Here is a 17,969-nt window from a genome sequence, read left to right as displayed (position 1 = left end):
AAGGGGTTCTTACAGCTTCCGGCTTACAGCTTATGGCTGGGGTTAAAAGTCCTTGCAGATACGCAGGGCATCGTAGATCGCCGCATGGGTATTGCGCGGCGCGCTGCAGTCGCCCAGACGGAACAGCAGGAAGCCGTCGCCGTCCTCCGCCAGGCAGGGCTGCGGCTGGATCGCATAGAGCGCCTCCAGGTCCACCTGCCCCTTGTTACGCGACTGCCCTTTGAGGGCGTAGTAGAGGGCCTCGTCGGGCCGCACACCGTTCTCCACCACCACCTGGTCGACCACGCGCTCCTCCTGGGCGCCGGTGTACTCGTTCTCGAGCACCGCCACCAGGGCGTCGCCCTCGCGGTAGACCTTGTGCAGCATCAGGTCGGAGGACATGATCACCTCTTTCTCGTAGAGGCTGCGGTAGTAGGTCGGGAAGGTGGTGCCGCCCACCGCCGCACCCGGCTTGATGTCGTCGGTGACGATCTCGACCTTGGCCCCCTTGTCGGCCAGGAAGTCCGCCGCCGAGACGCCGGAGAACTCGCAGATGGCGTCATAGATCAGCACGTTCTTGCCCGGCGCCACGCGGCCGCTGAGCACATCCCAGGTGCTGACCACCAGGCTCTCCTCGGGATTCTCCGAGTAGCCCCACTCCTCGTGCTGCTCGAGGAAGGGCTGGCCGCCGGTGGCCAGCACCACGATGTCCGGGCGCAGATCCAGCAGGGTCGCCTCGTCGGCCCGGGTGCCCAGGCGCAGGTCGACGCCCAGGCGCGAAAGCTCGAGCTGGTACCAGCGGGTGATGCCGGCAATCTGGTCGCGTTGGGGTGCCTTGGACGCGATGGTGATCTGGCCGCCCAGCTGCTCCGCGACCTCGAACAGGGTGACGTCGTGGCCCCGCTCGGCGGCCACCCGGGCCGCCTCCATGCCGCCGGGTCCGCCGCCGACCACTACCACCTTGCGCTTGGCACCTTCGGTCTTCTCGATGATGTGCGGCAGGCCCATGTATTCCCGCGAGGTCGCGGCGTTCTGGATGCACAGCACATCCAGGCCCTGGTACTGGCGATCGATGCAGTAGTTGGCGCCCACGCACTGCTTGATCTGGTCGATCTGTCCCATCTTGATCTTGGCGATCAGGTGCGGGTCGGCGATATGTGCCCGGGTCATGCCTACCAGGTCGACATAGCCGCCCTCGAGGATGCGCTCGGCCTGATTGGGATCCTTGATGTTCTGGGCATGGATCACCGGCACCTTGACCACTTCCTTGATGCCCGCTGCCAGATGCAGGAAGGGCTCCGGCGGATAGGCCATGTTGGGAATGACGTTGGCCAGGGTGTTGTGGGTATCGCAGCCCGAACCGATCACGCCGAAGAAGTCGACCTGGTCGGTGGCATCGTAGTAGGCGGCGATCTGCTTCATGTCTTCATGGGACAGGCCGTCCGGGTGGAACTCGTCACCGCAGATGCGCATGCCGACCACGAAGTCGTCGCCGACCTCGGCACGTACCGCCTTGAGCACCTCCATGCCGAAGCGCATGCGATTCTCGAAGCTGCCGCCCCACTGATCGGTACGCTTGTTGACCCGCGGGCTCCAGAACTGGTCGATCAGGTGCTGGTGCACGGCGGACAGCTCGACGCCGTCCAGCCCCCCTTCCTTGGCCCGCCGCGCAGCCTGGGCGAAGTCGCCGATGATCCGCCAGATATCCTCTTCCTCGATGGTCTTGCAGGTCGAGCGGTGCACCGGTTCACGGATGCCGGAGGGCGACAGCAGGGTCGACCAATCGTGGCCGTCCCAGCGCGAGCGCCGCCCCATGTGGGTGATCTGGATCATGATCTTGCCGCCGTGCTTGTGCACCGCGTCGGCAAGGTTCTGGAAGTGCGGGATGATCCGGTCGGTGGCCAGATTCACCGAGCTCCACCAGGCCTGGGGACTATCGATGGACACTACCGAGGAGCCGCCGCAGATGGAAAGACCACAGCCGCCCTTGGCCTTCTCCTCGTAGTACTTGACGTAACGGTCGGTAGTCATGCCGCCGTCGGTAGCATGCACCTCGGCATGGGCGGTGCTGACCACGCGGTTGCGGATGGTCAGGTTGCCGATCTGGATCGGCTGGAAAATCGCGTCGAAAGCCATGGTGATGTCTCCTCAGGCCTGCCCGGTGGTGGAGAGAGCGTCGAGCGGACGAGTCACGAAGATCCCGACGTCGCAGCCTTCCTCGGCGCCGCTCTGCGTCTGTTCGGCGACGGTGCGCACGTCGCTGCCGCGCGCGGCGAGGATCTGGTCCATGGCACCGGCGAACCAGCCGGTGAACATGTACTCGACGCGGCGACCCACCTTGCCCAGTTGATAGACGAAGGCACTGTGCTCAAGGCGCACCCGGCAGGTCCCCGCCTCGAGGTCGATGCCCTCGGTGATGAACAATCCCCAGCCCCGCTGGGAGAGGCGCTTCATGTAGTGCTCGAAGACGTCAACGCCCTCGAGGCCATGGCACTCGGCCTCCTTCTCGCACCAGTGCCAGGCGCTCTTGTAGCCGGCGTGATAGAGAATCTCGGCGTACTTCTCGGCACCCAGCGCCTCTTCCACGGCCACATGGTTGTTGATGAAGAAGTGCCGGGGCACGTAGAGCATGGGCAGCGCATCGGTGGTCCAGACGCCGGTCTCGGCATCCACGTCAATGGGCAGTTCGGGGGCCATCTTGGTCACGGTGTCACTCACTCGAATTGTTATTGGATGCATGGTCAGGGGTAGGGGCGGTCATTCGCCCCAGACATCGCGCAGCACGCGGACCCAGTTCTCGCCCATGATCTTGCGGACCTGGGATTCACTGAAGCCACGGCGCGAGAGCGCCTCGGTGAGGTTGGGGAATTCGCCGATGGTGCGAATGCCCTCGGGGTTGATGATCTTGCCGAAGCGAGTCAGGCGACGGGCATAGCCCTTGTCGTGGGTCAGCCACTCGAAGAAGTTCTGATCGTGGCCCTGGGTGAAGTCGGTGCCGATGCCGATGGCATCCTCGCCGACGATGTTCATCACATACTCGATGGCCTCGACGTAGTCGTCGACGGTGGCGTCGACGCCGGCACGCAGGAAGGGGGTGAACATGGTCACGCCGACGAAGCCGCCATGGTCGGCGATGAACTTGAGTTCCGCGTCGGACTTGTTGCGGGGATGATCCTTGAGGCCCGAGGGCAGGCAGTGGGAGTAGCAGACCGGCTTGGTGGAGGCCTCGATGACCTCGGTGGAGGTCTTCTCGCCGACATGGGAGAGGTCGCACATGACGCCCACGCGGTTCATCTCGGCGACGATCTCGTGGCCGAAGCCGGACAGGCCGCCGTCACGTTCGTAGCAGCCGGTCCCCACCAGGTTCTGGGTGTTGTAGCACATCTGCACGATGCCCACGCCGAGCTGCTTGAAGATCTCGACGTAGCCGATCTGATCCTCGAAGGCATGGGCGTTCTGGAAGCCGTAGATGATGCCGGTCTTGCCCTCTTCCTTGGCGCGGGTGATGTCGGCGGCGGTCCGCACCGGGCGCACCAGGTCGCTGGACTCGGCCATCAGGGCATTGCTCCTGACGATGTTGTCGACGGTGGCCTGGAAACCTTCCCAAACCGAGACCGTGCAGTTGGCGGCGGTCAGGCCGCCCCTGCGCATGTCCTCGAACAGCTCGCGGTTCCACTTAGCGATAACGAGGCCATCGATGACGATGGCGTCCTGGTGCAGCTCGACTGGGGTCATGGCGGGGCTCCGGAAGAATGCATGAACTTGCCGGCAGCATATCCCCCGCCCCCCGGAGTTCGGCGCCTGGAAGCGACCGGGAAGATTCCAAAAGCGTCATGGCCGTCGCGATCGCGACATGGCGGAACCGACAAGGAGCCTGCTGGGCGTGAGCGGTCGTCACGAGAGGCACGGGGGGGGGGGGGGAGTCAAGCTCACCGATCGATGGAAGCGAATAGCGCGCTATTCATAGAAAGGGATCGAATAAGGTCGGCGGAAAGGCGGGACGCCGTCGCTCAGTACTACGTCCGGCAGGCTCTAGAGCCGATCGAGGTAAGCAGGACCGCCCAGGTTGTGCATCTGGCGACGAATCCAGACGCTGCGGCGCAGCACATGGCCCCCGGGACGCGAGGCGCTCCAGCCGCGGGGGTTGGGCAGGATGGCGGCCAGGCGACTGGCCTGGACGACGCTGAGCTGCGATGCGGAGACGCCGAAGTAGTGGCGGGACGCGGCCTCCAGGCCGAAGACGCCGTCATCCCACTCGGCGATATTGAGGTAGACCTCGAGGATCCGCTCCTTGGGCCAGAGCATCTCGATGAGCAGGGTGAACCAGGCCTCCAGGCCCTTGCGCACCCAGCTGCGGTCGGTCCACAGGAAGAGGTTCTTGGCGGTCTGCTGACTGAGGGTACTGGCGCCGCGCAGGTCACCGCCGTTGAGACGGGCGGTGACGGCACGACGCAACTCGACCAGGTCGAAGCCGTGATGCACGGGGAAGCGCTGGTCCTCGGCGGCAATCACCGCGAGCTTGGCCTGGGAGGACAGCGCATCCCAGGAGCGCCAGTCCTGGCGGATATCCAGCGACTCGCCTGCGCGCCAGGCCTCCACCTTGCGCTCGAACATCACCATAGAGCCGCCCAGCGGCACCACCCGTAACATCAGCACCAGCAGGACCGACAGCCCCACCCAGCCCAGCAGGGCGAGTCCCAGGAAGCGCGCCGCCCGACGCCCCCAGTTACGCATCAGGCCTCGCTCATATTCTGAGCCGCACGCTGGCATAGGTGGGCTCTCCCCGGGCCTCGGACAGAGCGTTCAGGGCCGCGGACACCGGCTCGATGACCGGCTCGTAGGAGGCGGACTGGAGCAGGGCCGCCGCCTCCTTGCCCAGGGACACGGGCACCAGGTCCACGGGACTGCTGCCCAGCCGCTCGTCCCGGGGCGGGATGCCGAAGTACTCCCGGTAGCACTTGGAAAAGTGCGGCGTAGAGACGAAGCCGCAGGCGGACGCCACCTCGATGATCGACATCGCGGTCTGCTTGAGCAGCTGGCGGGCCCGGGTCAGGCGCAGCTTGAGGTAGTAGCGCGACGGCGAGCAGTGCAGGTTCTTCTGGAAAAGCCGCTCGAGCTGGCGACGCGAGACGTTCACGTAGTCGGCCAGCTCGTCGAGGCTGATGGGCTCCTCCAGGTTGGCCTCCATCAGCGCGACGATCTCCAGTAGGCGTGGCTGGGTGGTGCCCAGCACGTGCTTGAGCGGCACTCGCTGCTGATCCTGCTCGTTGCGTACCCGGTCGTAGACGAACATCTCGGAGATGCCCGCCGCGAGCTCGCGCCCGTGGTCGCGACTGATCAGGGTCAGCATCATGTCCAGCGGCGCGGTGCCGCCGGAGGAGGTGGCGCGATCGCGGTCGATGGAGAACAGCCGAGTGGTGAGCGCGACCTTGGGGAAGGCCTCCTGCATGGCGGCCAGACATTCCCAGTGCACGCTGGCCTCGAAGCCGTCGAGGAGCCCCGCCCGGGCCAGGGCCCAGGTCCCCGTGCACACCGCTCCCAGGCGACGCGACTGCCGGGCCTGGGACTGCAGCCAGGTGACACACTCGCGCTGGACGCTGCGCTGGGGCCCCACCCCGCCGCAGACGATCACCGTGTCCAGCGCCAGCGGCACGTTGGTGGCGGCATCCGGGGTGACCTGGAGGCCATCGCTGGCCTTCACCGGGGCGCCCTCGAGGCTCAGGGTGAACCAGCGATAGAGCTCGCGGCCGGCTAGCTGGTTGGCCATGCGCAAGGGCTCGATGGCCGAGGCCAGTGAAATGAGGGTGAAGTTGTCCATCAGCAAAAAGCCGATGGTCTGGGGGATAGCGGCAATGCGTGAGGCCTGGGGAGCGGCTGTCATTCGGGTACTCCAGCGCAAGTATCTTTATGCCCTGTTCGTTTGGAATTGCTCCTTAGAATGAGGGCGTTGGGCATGACGGCCGCGTCAGGCGTCGCTGTCAGACATGCTCACGAAGGAATGTACCCCAAGTGTCGTTTTCTGGCATGTCAAATTTCCCTATCAGGCGGCTGTTCCTGGTGGACTGGGACGATCGCGACGCGTGTGAGCAACATCATGTCGCCCCGTGACACGCATCCACCAGGCGGCATGTCGCACCGGCGGGCGACATGCCCCGTCGCCCCCTCAGCGAGTCGCGTGCAGGTGCCTGGCGTGGTAGCGCAGGTGCTCCTCGATGAAGGTGGCGATGAAGTAGTAGCTGTGGTCGTAGCCCGGCTGACGGCGCAGGGTCAGCGGGTGATCGTGCTCGGCGCACACGGCCTCGAGGCGCTCGGGGCAGAGCTGCTCCTCGAGGAAGTCGTCGGCCTCGCCCTGATCGATGAATAGCGGCTGGCTCGAGGCCCCGCGGGCCACCAGCTCGCAGGCATCGTACTGGGTCCAGAGCCCGCGATCCTCACCCAGATAGCCGGAGAAGGCCTTCTGCCCCCAGGGGCACTCGCTGGGATTGACGACGGGGGCGAAGGCAGAGACCGCGCGATAGTGGCCGGGCCGACGCAGCGCCAGGATCAGCGCGCCGTGTCCGCCCATGGAGTGGCCACTGATCGACTCGCGGCCGTTGACCGGGAAGTGCTGACGCACCACCGAGGGCAGCTCCTCGGCCACGTAGTCGTACATGCGGTAGTGCTGCTTCCAGGGCTCCCGGGTGGCGTTGACGTAGAAGCCCGCGCCGCTGCCGAAGTCGTAGCTGTCGTCCTCATCCGGCAGGTTGGTACCGCGAGGGCTGGTGTCCGGGCAGACGATGGCGATGCCGAGCTCGGCCGCCACCCGATGCGCGCCGGCCTTTTGCATGAAGTTCTCGTCGGTGCAGGTCAGGCCGGAAAGCCACCACATCAGCGGCACGCGCTCGGTCTCCGCCTGGGGCGGCAGATAGATGGCGAAGGTCATCTCGCAGTCCAGCGCCCGGGAGCGGTGGCGATAGCGCTTGTGCCAGCCGCCGTAGCTCTTGTTGGCCGAAACCAGCTCGAGATGTTCGGTCATGGTCATGGAGTCACTCTCCCTGTCGGGGCGATCCCCCTCGCGGCGCGCCCGACGTCCGGGCCTGCGCGCCGCGAGGAAGCGTCATCAGTAGTGGAGGACGGTGCGGATGCTCTCGCCCCGGTGCAGCAGCTCGAAGGCCTCGTTGATCTTCTCGAAGGGCATGTCGTGGGTGATGAAGTCGTCGATATTGATCTCGCCCTTCATGTAGCGATCCACGTAGCCCGGAAGCTCGGTCCGCCCCTTGACGCCGCCGAAGGCAGAGCCCTTCCAGACTCGACCGGTGACCAGCTGGAACGGCCGCGTCGAGATCTCTTCGCCGGCCCCGGCGACACCGATGATCACCGACTCGCCCCAGCCCTTGTGGCAGCACTCCAGCGCCTGGCGCATGACGTTGACATTGCCGATGCACTCGAAGGAGTAGTCGACGCCACCGTCGGTCATGTCGACGATCACCTCCTGGATGCTGGCGTCATGCTCCTTGGGATTGACGAACTCGGTGGCGCCGAACTGCGCGGCCAGATGGAACTTCTCCGGATTGACGTCGATGGCGATGATACGGCTGGCCTTGGCCATCTGCGCGCCCTGGATCACCGCCAAGCCGATGGCGCCCAGGCCGAAGACGGCCACCGTGGCGCCCGGCTCCACCTTGGCAGTGTTCATCACCGCGCCGATGCCGGTGGTCACGCCGCAGCCGAGCAGGCAGATCTTGTCCAGCGGCGCCTCCTTGGAGACCACTGCCAGCGACACCTCGGGCAGCACCGTGTACTCGCTGAAGGTCGAGCAACCCATATAGTGGTGCAGCGGCTTGCCGTCGAGCGAGAAGCGCGAGGTGCCGTCCGGCATCACGCCCTTGCCCTGGGTGGCGCGCACGGCACCGCACAGGTTGGTCTTGCCGGAGAGGCAGAACTTGCACTGGCCGCACTCGGCGGTATAGAGCGGGATGACGTGGTCGCCGGGGCGCACGCTGCTCACGCCCTCGCCCACCTCCTGCACGATGCCGGCGCCCTCGTGGCCCAGCACCGCCGGGAAATTGCCTTCCGGATCGGCGCCGGAGAGGGTAAAGGCATCCGTGTGACAGACGCTGGTGGCGGCCATTTTCACCAGCACCTCGCCGGCCTTCGGGCCCTCGACGTCGATCTCGACCAGTTCCAGGGGCTTGCCGGCTTCCAGGGCAACCGCAGCGCGAGACTTCATGGCATCTTCCTCGTTCGGTGTGTGATGAACCTGACCACAGTCTAGGCAATTCGCCCCGCTAGGATAAACTGCATCAAATGCAGGACATTATTGTCATACAGCAACAATCACGTCGACGGGAGGCATCATGCAGCGCTGGGATCGGGTCGAGGCCTTCGTCGAGGTGGTGCGCCTGGGCGCCTTCAAGGCCGCGGCCGAGCGGCTCAAGGTCTCGAGCTCCCACGTCAGCCGGCTGGTCAGCCAGCTCGAGAATCAGCTCGGCACCACCCTGCTCTATCGCACCACACGGCGGATCCGCCTCACCGAGGCCGGCAGCGTCTACTACCAGCACTGCCACCACCTGGTCGAGGGCTTTCGCGAGGCCGAGGCCGCGATCAAGGACCTCCAGGCGAGGCCAATCGGCCTGCTGAGCCTGACCTGCGCCACCACCTTCGGCGAGCGCTACCTGGCCCCGCTGGTCAACGACTTCATGGTCCAACACCCTCAGCTGGAGGTGCGCCTGCACCTGACCAATCGTCAGGTGGACATCATCGACGAGGGCTTCGACATCGCCATTCGCATGGGCGCGCTCGAGGACTCCTCATTGGTCGCCCGCCGGCTCTGCGAGCGCCGCGAGTACGTGGTCGGCTCGCCGACCTACTTCACCCATCGCCCCCAGCCCCATGCGCTCTCCGAGCTCGCCCACCAGCGCTGCCTGATCGGCTCCCGGGATCACTGGCGCTTCGCCGTGGAGGGTGTGCGTCGCGAGGTACGGGTCGCCGGCCCCTGGGAGAGCAACTCGGGACCGGCGCTGCTGGATGCCGCGCTCAAGGGCCTGGGACTGGCCCAGCTGCCGGACTACTACGTGGAGCCCTACCTGGCCAGCGGCGAGCTGATCAGCGTGCTCGACGCCTACCGCCACGACGACAGCGCGGTCTGGGCGGTGACCCCGCACCATCGCCACCGCTCGCCGAAGATCCGCCAATTCATCGACTTCCTGGTCGAGCGCCTTCCCGCGCGGCTGCCGAGGCGGCGCTGAGCCATGCCCCATGAAGCGCCACCCGGCCCTTCCGACTGGTCACCGGTCGCGTCTGGAAGGGGTCGGCCCTCGGCCGAGTAAAGGGAAGATCACCCACGACATGCCCTTCGAGAAGATCAATGCGGCCCTCGAGCTGCTGCATCGGGGTGAGCGCATCCGCACCGTTCTACACTACTGACAGTGGGGAAACCGACAGTTACCGCCTGGCCCACCACGACTCAGGTAATCGCCATGCTGACAAGACGACAAGAGGAGCGGAAGCCCATGAGCCTGATGAACACCTTGAAGCGCTGGTTCGGCGGCCAGGGGGCGACACCCTCGACGACGCCTCAGCAAGGCCGTGACCGACCCGAGCCCCCCGCAGCGACATCTTCCCCAGCAGCCACCACCCAGGGAGCCACCACCATGAGCGACATCAGGATTCATCCCGCCGTGGATAGCGGTGTGCGTGCCGGCAGCAACAGCTTCGACGGCGGCACCCTGCATTGCCACTGCTCCGACACCCCCGTCGAAGTGACCGTCAAGGCACAGTGCGCCCACAATCATGTGTGCGGCTGCACCAAGTGCTGGAAGCCCGAGGGTGCCCTGTTCTCGATGGTCGCCGTGGTGCCTCGCGAGAGCCTCAGCGTCACCGCCAACGAGGACAAGCTGGAGGTCGTCGACACCTCGGCCGCCATCCAGCGCCATGCCTGCAAGGAGTGCGGGGTTCACATGTTCGGCCGCATCGAGAATACCGACCATCCCTTCCACGGCCTGGACTTCATCCATACGGAGCTATCCGACGACACGGGCTGGGCGTCGCCGGAGTTCGCCGCCTTCGTCTCCTCGATCATCGAGTCGGGCGCCGACCCGGACAACATGGACAAGGTTCGCGGCCGGCTCAAGGAGCTGTGCCTGGAGCCCTACGACTGCCTGTCGCCACCGCTGATGGATGCCATCGCCATCCATACGGCCAAGGCCAAGGGCGTGCTATGACGCCGGCCATTGCTGCGGATCACGCACCAACGCTATCGGGCGCCCCAAGGGGCGCCCGATAGCGTTCTGGCCGGCTTGGGCCTACTTGAAGTTCTTGCGCACCAGCTTCTGGATCTCCCCGACGATGCCGCTGCGAAAGCTCAGTACGCAGATCACGAAGATCGCGCCGAGGATCACGCTCACCCAGTTGCCGATGGGCGACTGCGCCAGCTGGGTCTGCAGGCTGACCACCAGGCCCGCGCCCACCACCGGACCGAACAGCGTGCCCACTCCGCCCAGCAGGGTCATCAGGATCACCTCGCCGGACATATGCCAGTGCGCATCGGTCAGCGAGGCCAGCTGGAACACCACCGTCTTGGTGGAGCCGGCCAGCCCCGCGAGGCCCGCCGAGATGACGAAGGCCACCAGCTTGTAGGCATCCACGTTATAGCCCAGGGATACCGCCCGGGGCTCGTTCTCGCGGATCGCCTTGAGCACCTGGCCGAACGGCGAGTGCACGGTGCGCTGGATGATCGCGAAGCCGATCACGAAAACCGTCAGCACGAAGTAGTACATCGGCAGGTTGTCGGAGAGGCTGATCAGCCCGAACAGCTCCCCGCGGGGCACGCCGTGCAGACCGTCCTCGCCCCCGGTGAAGGGCGCCTGGATGAAGAAGAAGTACACCATCTGCGCCAGCGCCAGGGTCACCATGGCGAAGTAGATCCCCTGGCGGCGGATCGACAGCACCCCGAAGAAGGTACCCAGCACCACCGCCGCCAGGGTGCCGATCAGGATGCCCGCCTCCGGCGTCAGGCCCGGGTAACTCGAGAGCATGATCCCGGTGAAGTAGCCGCCGGTGGCCAGGAAGGCTGCATGGCCGAAGGAGAGCAGCCCGGCAAAGCCCAGCAGCAGGTTGAAGGCGCAGGCGAAGAGTGCGAAGCACAGCACCTTCATCAGGAACACCGGGTAGATGGCGAGCGGCGCCAGCAGGGCCAGCCCCAGCAGCACCAGGTAGAGCATGTTACGCCGCATCCGCGCGCTGCGCTGGCGCTGCATGGCGGGGGTCAGGGAGTGAGTCGTGGCCATGGCGTCATGCCTCCTTACCGAAGAGACCCGCGGGGCGCAGCAGCAGCACCAGGATCATCACCAGGAAGATCACGGTGTTGGCCGCCTCGGGGTAGTAGACCTTGGTGAGGCCCTCGATCAGCCCCATGGCGAGGCCGGTGATGATCGCGCCGAGGATCGACCCCATGCCGCCGATCACCACCACCGCGAAGACCACGATGAGAAGGCTCGAGCCCATGGTCGGCGACACCGGGTAGAGCGGCGCCGCGAGGACGCCGGCGAAGGCGGCCAGCGCCACGCCAAACCCGTAGGTCAGGGTAATCAGCTGCGGCACGTTCACGCCGAAGGCCTGCATCAGCGCCGGGTTCTCGGTGCCGGCGCGCAGGTAGGCCCCGAGGCGCGTGCGCTCGATGATGAACCAGGTGCCGCCACAGACCACCAGCGCCGCCACCAGCACCCAGGCACGATAGGTCGGCAGGAACATGAAGCCGAGGTTCAGGCCGCCCTGGAGGGCCTCAGGCGTCGGGTAGCTGGACCCGGACACCCCGAAGATGTTGATCAGCGTCCCTTCCAGGATCAGCGCCAGGCCGTAAGTGAGCAGCAGCCCGTAGAGGTGGTCGAGGTGGGCGATGCGCCGCAGGATCAGCCGCTCGATCACCACCCCCAGGGTCCCCACCACCAGCGGCACCAGCAGCAGTGCGGCCCAGTAGTTGATGCCCAGGTACTCCAGGGCCAGCATCGCCACGAAGGCGCCCAGCATGTACTGGGCGCCGTGGGCGAAGTTGATGATCTTCAACAGTCCGAAGATCACCGCCAGCCCCAGGCTCAGCAGGGCATAGAAGGCACCGTTGATCAGGCCCAGCATCAGCTGACCCATGAACACCGCCAACGGCACCCCGAATATTATCGTCATGTCACGTTCCTCCCGTCAGAGGGGCGGCGGCCGTGGCCGGCGCCCTGCCTCGACTCGCTCAGTTCTGCACCAGCTTGCACTGGCTCTCGGCGAGCGGGCGGTAGGCCTCGTCGGCGGGGATGGTGCTCTTGATCTCGTAGAGGTCCCACTCCCCGGTGGATTCCTCCGGCGACTTCACCTCGGCGAGGTACATGTCGTGAACCATGCGGCCATCCTCGCGGATGCGACCGTTGCGGGCGAAGAAGTCCTCGACGGGCGTCTCGGCCATCTGGGCACGGACCGCCTGGGCCTCGTCGGTGCCGGCGGCCTCCACGGCGTTGAGGTAGTGCATGGTGCTGGAGTAGACGCCGGCCTGGACCATGGTCGGCATCTTGCCCACGCGGTCGTAGTAGCGCTGGGCCCACTCGCGGGACTGCTCGTCCATGTCCCAGTACCAGCCGGTGGTCAGCAGCAGGCCCTGGGTGGCCTCGAGACCCATGGCGTGGACGTCGTTGAGGAAGATCAGCAGGCCGGCGAGCTGCTGGCCGGACTGCACCAGGCCGAACTGGCTGGCGGTCTTGATGGCATTGACGGTATCGGAGCCGGCGTTGGCCAGGCCGACGATCTTCGCCCCGGACCCCTGGGCCTGAAGGATGTAGGAGGAGAAGTCGCTGGTCGGGAAGGGGTGACGCACCCCGCCGATGATCTCGCCGCCATTCTGCTCCACCACTTTGGTGACATCGGCCTCCAGGGCATGGCCGAAGGCGTAGTCGGCGGTGAGCATGAACCAGGTATCGCCCCCCTGTTCGACGACGGCCTTGGCCGTGCCGTTAGCCAGCGGATAAGTATCGTAGACCCAGTGGATGTGGTTGGGGGTGCAATGCTCGTTGGTGATGCTCGAGGCCGCGGAGCCGGAGATGATGGCCAGGCCCCCCGCCTCTTCCAGCACCTTGCTCACGGCGATGGAGACCGAGGAGGCCACCATGCCGGCGACGAGGTCGACGTTCTCCTGATCCACCCAGCCACGCACGGTGTTGGCACCGACGTCGGCGCTGTTGCGGTCATCGGCGCTGAAGACCTCGATCGGCACGCCATTGACCTCGCCGCCGACGTCCTCGACGGCCATCTTCAGGGCCTCGAGGCCACCCGGGCCGGCCAGGTCGCGGTAGGTGCCGGACATGTCGGCGAGGTAGCCGATGCGCAGCTCGTCGTTGCTCATCTGCGCCTGGGCGCCGCTGGCGACCAGGGCGGTGGCGGCGAGGGCGATGCTGCTGGCGAGGGTCTTCCTGTTGAAGATCATGTTCATCTCCGTGGCCCGGTGGGCCGTTTGTTGTTGTCGATACGGATGATTGTCGATGCGGATGCTTGCGGTGCACGAGCCGATGGCGCGGCCGTCACACCCCCAGCAGGGTGTTGAGGTGCTCGCGCCGCGAGGGAAGCTCGGCGGCGCTGATCTCCTCGATGATGCGGCCGTGCTCCATGACGAAGTGACGGTCGGCCAGGGGGGCGGCGAAGCGAAAGTTCTGCTCCACCAGCACGATGGTCATGCCCCGTTCCTTGAGCTTGACCAGCACCTCGCCCAGCGCTTGGACGATGACCGGCGCCAGCCCCTCGGTGATCTCGTCGAGCAGCAGCATCCGGGCCCCGGTGCGCAGGATGCGGGCCATGGCCAGCATCTGCTGCTCGCCGCCCGAGAGCCGGGTACCCTGGCTGCGGCGACGCTCGTAGAGGTTGGGGAACATCGCATAGATCTCATCGATCCCCATGCCGCCGCTGCGCACCGTGGGGGGCAACAGCAGGTTCTCCTCGACGTCGAGGCTAGCGAAGATGCCGCGCTCCTCGGGGCAGTAGCCCACGCCGAGCCGCGGGATACGATGCGGCTTCATGGCCAGGGTCTCGGTGCCGTTGATGACGATGGAGCCGGTGCGCCGGCCGACCATGTTCATGATCGCCTTGAGAGTGGTGCTGCGTCCGGCGCCGTTGCGTCCCAGCAGGGTCACCAGCTCACCGCGCTTCACGTCGAAGTCGACGCCATGCAAGATGTGCGACTCGCCGTAGAAGGCATGCAGGTCGCCGATGCGCAGCATCTCGGCGCCATCCCGCTCAGGGTACTCGCCGAGCGTCTGTGCGGCCTGGCTCATGCGCTGGCCTCCTCTTCTGTCTCGGCATCGCTGCCCATGTAGGCCTCGCGAACCCGCGGGTCGCGGGAGACGGCCTCGTAGTCGCCCTCGGCCAGCACGCTGCCGCGAGCCAGCACGGTGATGCGGTCACACAGGCGGCTGACCACGCTGAGGTTGTGCTCCACCATCAGCACGGTGCGGCCCTTCGAGACCCGCCGGATCAGTTCGACGATACGGTCGACGTCCTCGGCGCCCATGCCCTGGGTCGGCTCGTCGAGCAGCATCACCGTGGGATCCAGCGCCAGGGTGGTCGCCACCTCCAGTGCCCGTTTGCGCCCGTAGGGCATCTCCACGGTGAGCACGTCGGCGTACTCCTTGAGGCCGACCTCGTCGAGCAGCTCGATGGCCCGGTCGTTGAGGTGCTCGAGACTCTTCTCGGACTTCCAGAAGTGAAAGGAAGTGCCGAGGCGGCGCTGCAGCGCCACGCGCACGTTCTCCATGGCGGTCATGTGGGCAAACACCGCCGATATCTGGAAGGAGCGCACCAGGCCGAGCCGGGCGATCTCGTTGGCTCGCATGTTGGTGATCGGCTTGCCGCGATAGAGAATCTCGCCGCGGGTGGGGGGCAGGAACTTGGTGAGCAGATTGAAGACGGTGGTCTTGCCGGCCCCGTTGGGGCCGATCAGGGCGTGGATGTGCCCTTCCCGGACCCGCAGATTGACGTCGTCCACGGCGGTGAAGCCGCGAAACTCCTTGGTCAACCCGCGAGTTTCCAGTATGAACTCCTGGGTCATGGTGGGTCCTCTCTGGATCGCTGGCGCGATCCGCCGTGGATGCTGTTGTCGTTGTTGTCGGCCGTTGTCGTTGTTGTGGCGGTGCCGGCATCGAGGGCCCGTGATGCACCATCACGCGACCCCGGAGAACACTCTACACTTTACGTTAACGTAAGCTAGAGGAGCGAAGGCGACAGGGCAACAGGAGAACGCCGGAACTCGACCAATGGTGTAGACGCCCGCGCTATCAATAGCTTGCAAACCATGTCGGGCAAAAAAAAAGCGCGATGCCCCCTCCGGGGCATCGCGCCTGATCTGCTCGGCGGCCCGCCGGGCCGCACCGTTCACGACATCGTCGCGTGTCGAGGGTCGTCAGCACTCGATGGCGTTGACCGCGAGACCGCCCTTGGAGGTCTCCTTGTACTTATCCTGCATGTCGGCGCCGGTGTCGCGCATGGTGCGGATCGCCTTGTCCAGCGAGATGAAGTGGTTGCCGTCGCCGCGCAGCGCCATCTGGGCGGCGTTGATGGCCTTGACCGAGGCGATGGCGTTGCGCTCGATGCAGGGCACCTGCACCAGCCCGCCGACGGGGTCGCAGGTGAGCCCCAGGTTGTGCTCCAGGCCGATCTCAGCGGCGTTCTCCACCTGGCCCGGCGTGCCGCCCAGCACCTCGGTCAGTCCCGCCGCCGCCATGGCGCAGGCCGAGCCAACCTCGCCCTGGCAGCCGACCTCGGCGCCGGAGATGGAGGCGTTCTTCTTGCACAGGATGCCCACCGCGGCGGCGGTCAGCAGGAAGTCGACCACGCAGCGCTCGTCGGCCTCGGGTTGGAACTTCATGTAGTAGTGAAGCACCGCCGGGATGATGCCCGCCGCGCCGTTGGTCGGTGCGGTGACCATGCGCCCGCCGGCGGCGTTCTCCTCGTTGACCGCCAGGGCGAAGACGTTGACCCAGTCCATCGCCGAGAAGGTGGTGGCGATCAGGCTGCGGTCGTCGTCCATGGCCTCGAGGCGCCGATGCAGGGCGGCGGCGCGGCGCCGCACCTCGAGCCCGCCGGGCAGCACGCCCTCGGCGGCCAACCCCTGATCGACGCAGGCCTGCATGGCCTCCCAGATCCGCCACAGCTCGGCACGGACCTCGGCCTCGCTGCGCCAGGCCTTCTCGTTCTCGAGCATCAGCTCGCTGATGCGCAGGCCGTGCAGCCGGCACAGCGCCAGCAGCTCGCCGGCGCTGTTGAAATCGAAGGGCAGCACCGTAGTGTCGGAGTCCAGCTCGCCACTGGCGGCCTGCACCTCGTCGATCACAAAGCCGCCGCCCACCGAGTAGAAGACGTTACGGTAGAGCTCCTCGGCATGACCGTGGGCCACCAGGGTCATGGCGTTGGGGTGGTAGGGCAGGCTCTCGTCGTGCCACTCGAGGTCTCGGGTCCAGCGGAAGGGGATCGCCAGGCGGCCGTCGAGCATCAGGGCCTGGGACTCGAGCAGCTCCTCGATGCACGGCGAGACGATCGCCGGGTCGATGTGCTGGGGACGCTCGCCCATCAGCCCCATGATGATGGCCCGGTCGGTGCCGTGCCCCTTGCCGGTGGCGGAGAGCGAACCGTGCAGGTGCACCTCGATGCGCGCCACGCGCTCGAGCAGCTCGCGACGCTTGAGCACCTGCACGAAATCGTAGGCGGCCTGCATGGGGCCGACGGTATGGGAGCTGGACGGACCGATGCCGATCTTGAACAGGTCGAAGACGCTGATTGCCATGATGATGCCTCGTGTCTGGGCCGGGCGTTCCGGCGTTCCGGCGTTCCGGCGTTCCGGCTTTCAGGGCCTGCGGCCGCCTGATCGTTCATCAGACAGTTAAACTAAAGCCACTCGACGCCTGCCGATAGATGGCCTCATCATGGCGGCGAAGTGGCGCACCGACAATCGAGAATATCTGGTCCGCGATATAGAATGACTAAACCATGAACCCGAATCTTAACGCTCAGACCCACGCCGGGCTGAAGGTCTTCGCCGTCAGCGCTCGCCACCTCTCCTTCACGAGGGCGGCCGAGGAGCTGCACGTGACCACCGGCGCCGTCAGCCAGCAGATCAAGCAGCTCGAGCAGCGACTGGGGTTCAAGCTGTTTCTCCGCCGGCCGCGTCGACTGGAGCTGACCGAGGAGGGGCGGCGCCTGGCGGCAGTGGTCGACGAGGCCTATCAGGCGGTGGGGCTCGAGGTGCGGCGGCTGCGCAGCGGGGTGATGAGCGGGGTGATCCGGCTGCGCTCGGTGCCCTCCTTCCTGCACAAGTGGCTGATGCCGCGCCTGCCGCGGCTGCAGGCGCGCTTTCCCGATATCGAGCTGCACGTCACCGCCGAGGACAGCAGCGTCTCGCTGCGCGACGGCGACTTCGACCTGGCGCTGGACCTTAACGACGGCCACGCCCCGGGGCTTGCCATCACGCCGCTGATGGAGGAGCGGATCTTCCCGGTCTGCGCCCCCGCCCTGCTGCGGGGACGCCCGCCCCTGCGCCATCCCGCCGACCTGGCCTGGTACCCGCTGCTGCACGACGTCACGGCCTGGCGGGGAAGTCACGAGCACGCCGAATGGGAGCGCTACCTCGAGGCCATCGCGGCGCCGCCGCTCAACCTGCGCCGGGGCTATACCTTCAACCGCCACCACCTGACCATGGCGGCGGCCATCGCCGGCATGGGCGTCGCCATCGCCCGCCAGACCCTGATCCGCGGAGAACTCGGCAGCGGCGCCCTGATCGCGCCCTTCGCCCAGCGCGTAGCGACCGGCATGCACTACGGCATCGTCCATGCACCGGGGGCGCTCGACGATCGCCGGGTCGCCGCGGTGCACGACTGGCTCGTCGAGGAGGCCCGGCGAGCGCCGGAGGGGGCGGAGATAGACGCCGTGGAATTGACGCTTCGTAATCGATAGGCAGCCGCGGGCGAGCCGGGTATCATATACATTCACCAATG

General features: G+C 66.3%; 16 protein-coding genes and 1 pseudogene. 4 read left to right on the top strand and 13 right to left on the bottom strand.

The features are described 5' to 3' along the window. Window positions 1-42: 42 nt before the first annotated feature. The 7 genes from dgcA to FEI13_RS08035 form a co-directional block, all read right to left on the bottom strand. Window positions 43-2,115: a dimethylglycine demethylation protein DgcA gene (gene dgcA / locus FEI13_RS08065; RefSeq protein WP_138181034.1), complete on the bottom strand. Its 2,073-nt coding sequence runs from the start codon at window positions 2,113-2,115 to the stop codon at window positions 43-45. Between the two features lie 12 nt (window positions 2,116-2,127). Beyond that, on the bottom strand, window positions 2,128-2,685 hold the full coding sequence (locus FEI13_RS08060) for a DUF5943 domain-containing protein (RefSeq protein WP_138181033.1): 558 nt from the start codon (window positions 2,683-2,685) through the stop codon (window positions 2,128-2,130). Between the two features lie 51 nt (window positions 2,686-2,736). Further along, entirely contained in the window at window positions 2,737-3,714 is a 978-nt protein-coding gene (locus FEI13_RS08055) for a dipeptidase (protein WP_138181032.1), read from the bottom strand. Between the two features lie 297 nt (window positions 3,715-4,011). Then, entirely contained in the window at window positions 4,012-4,713 is a 702-nt protein-coding gene (mtgA, locus tag FEI13_RS08050) for a monofunctional biosynthetic peptidoglycan transglycosylase (protein WP_138181031.1), read from the bottom strand. A gap of 10 nt (window positions 4,714-4,723) precedes the next feature. Continuing rightward, the gene (gbdR, locus tag FEI13_RS08045) at window positions 4,724-5,860 is read right to left on the bottom strand and encodes a choline metabolism transcriptional regulator GbdR (protein WP_138181030.1); all 1,137 of its coding nucleotides are present in this window, start codon (window positions 5,858-5,860) and stop codon (window positions 4,724-4,726) included. Between the two features lie 282 nt (window positions 5,861-6,142). Continuing rightward, window positions 6,143-7,000 carry an S-formylglutathione hydrolase gene (fghA, locus tag FEI13_RS08040; protein ID WP_138181029.1) on the bottom strand — a complete coding sequence of 286 codons (858 nt, stop codon included), beginning with the start codon at window positions 6,998-7,000 and terminating at the stop codon, window positions 6,143-6,145. A gap of 78 nt (window positions 7,001-7,078) precedes the next feature. Next, the gene (locus FEI13_RS08035) at window positions 7,079-8,188 is read right to left on the bottom strand and encodes an S-(hydroxymethyl)glutathione dehydrogenase/class III alcohol dehydrogenase (protein WP_138181028.1); all 1,110 of its coding nucleotides are present in this window, start codon (window positions 8,186-8,188) and stop codon (window positions 7,079-7,081) included. Window positions 8,189-8,315: 127 nt separating this feature from the next. Here FEI13_RS08035 and FEI13_RS08030 point away from each other — a divergent pair, with 127 nt between their 5' ends. From FEI13_RS08030 to gfa, 3 genes and pseudogenes are all read left to right on the top strand, one after another. Further along, window positions 8,316-9,206 carry a LysR family transcriptional regulator gene (locus FEI13_RS08030; RefSeq protein ID WP_138181027.1) on the top strand — a complete coding sequence of 297 codons (891 nt, stop codon included), beginning with the start codon at window positions 8,316-8,318 and terminating at the stop codon, window positions 9,204-9,206. A 17-nt stretch (window positions 9,207-9,223) separates the two neighbouring features. Continuing rightward, window positions 9,224-9,384, top strand: a pseudogene (locus FEI13_RS19435) (S-(hydroxymethyl)glutathione dehydrogenase); the annotation flags it as partial. A 227-nt stretch (window positions 9,385-9,611) separates the two neighbouring features. Beyond that, window positions 9,612-10,181 (top strand): S-(hydroxymethyl)glutathione synthase, encoded by a 570-nt coding sequence (gene gfa, locus FEI13_RS08020; RefSeq protein ID WP_138181026.1) that lies wholly within the window; start codon window positions 9,612-9,614, stop codon window positions 10,179-10,181. Between the two features lie 81 nt (window positions 10,182-10,262). Here the strand turns inward: gfa and FEI13_RS08015 are convergent, their stop codons facing one another. From FEI13_RS08015 to FEI13_RS07990, 6 genes are all read right to left on the bottom strand, one after another. Further along, window positions 10,263-11,246, bottom strand: a complete 984-nt coding sequence (locus FEI13_RS08015) for a branched-chain amino acid ABC transporter permease (RefSeq protein ID WP_138181025.1) — start codon at window positions 11,244-11,246, stop codon at window positions 10,263-10,265. A 4-nt stretch (window positions 11,247-11,250) separates the two neighbouring features. Then, entirely contained in the window at window positions 11,251-12,138 is an 888-nt protein-coding gene (locus FEI13_RS08010; protein WP_138181024.1) for a branched-chain amino acid ABC transporter permease, read from the bottom strand. A gap of 58 nt (window positions 12,139-12,196) precedes the next feature. After that, window positions 12,197-13,417, bottom strand: coding sequence for an ABC transporter substrate-binding protein (locus FEI13_RS08005; protein WP_138181023.1), 1,221 nt, complete (start codon window positions 13,415-13,417; stop codon window positions 12,197-12,199). A gap of 94 nt (window positions 13,418-13,511) precedes the next feature. After that, the gene (locus FEI13_RS08000) at window positions 13,512-14,258 is read right to left on the bottom strand and encodes an ABC transporter ATP-binding protein (RefSeq protein WP_138181022.1); all 747 of its coding nucleotides are present in this window, start codon (window positions 14,256-14,258) and stop codon (window positions 13,512-13,514) included. Then, the gene (locus tag FEI13_RS07995) at window positions 14,255-15,031 is read right to left on the bottom strand and encodes an ABC transporter ATP-binding protein (RefSeq protein ID WP_138181021.1); all 777 of its coding nucleotides are present in this window, start codon (window positions 15,029-15,031) and stop codon (window positions 14,255-14,257) included. Before FEI13_RS07995 ends, FEI13_RS08000 begins: the two co-directional genes overlap by 4 nt. 351 nt (window positions 15,032-15,382) lie before the next feature. Then, complete coding sequence (locus tag FEI13_RS07990; RefSeq protein WP_138181020.1) at window positions 15,383-16,762, bottom strand: L-serine ammonia-lyase; 1,380 nt, start codon at window positions 16,760-16,762, stop codon at window positions 15,383-15,385. A gap of 203 nt (window positions 16,763-16,965) precedes the next feature. On the opposite strand from FEI13_RS07990, the gene FEI13_RS07985 reads away from it, so the two are divergent. Beyond that, window positions 16,966-17,928, top strand: coding sequence for a LysR substrate-binding domain-containing protein (locus FEI13_RS07985; RefSeq protein ID WP_138181019.1), 963 nt, complete (start codon window positions 16,966-16,968; stop codon window positions 17,926-17,928). The last annotated feature ends 41 nt before the right edge of the window (window positions 17,929-17,969 follow it).

The organism is Halomonas urmiana (assembly GCF_005780185.1).
Lineage (GTDB): Bacteria > Pseudomonadota > Gammaproteobacteria > Pseudomonadales > Halomonadaceae > Halomonas > Halomonas urmiana.
This window is presented reverse-complemented; position numbering and strand designations above follow the sequence as displayed.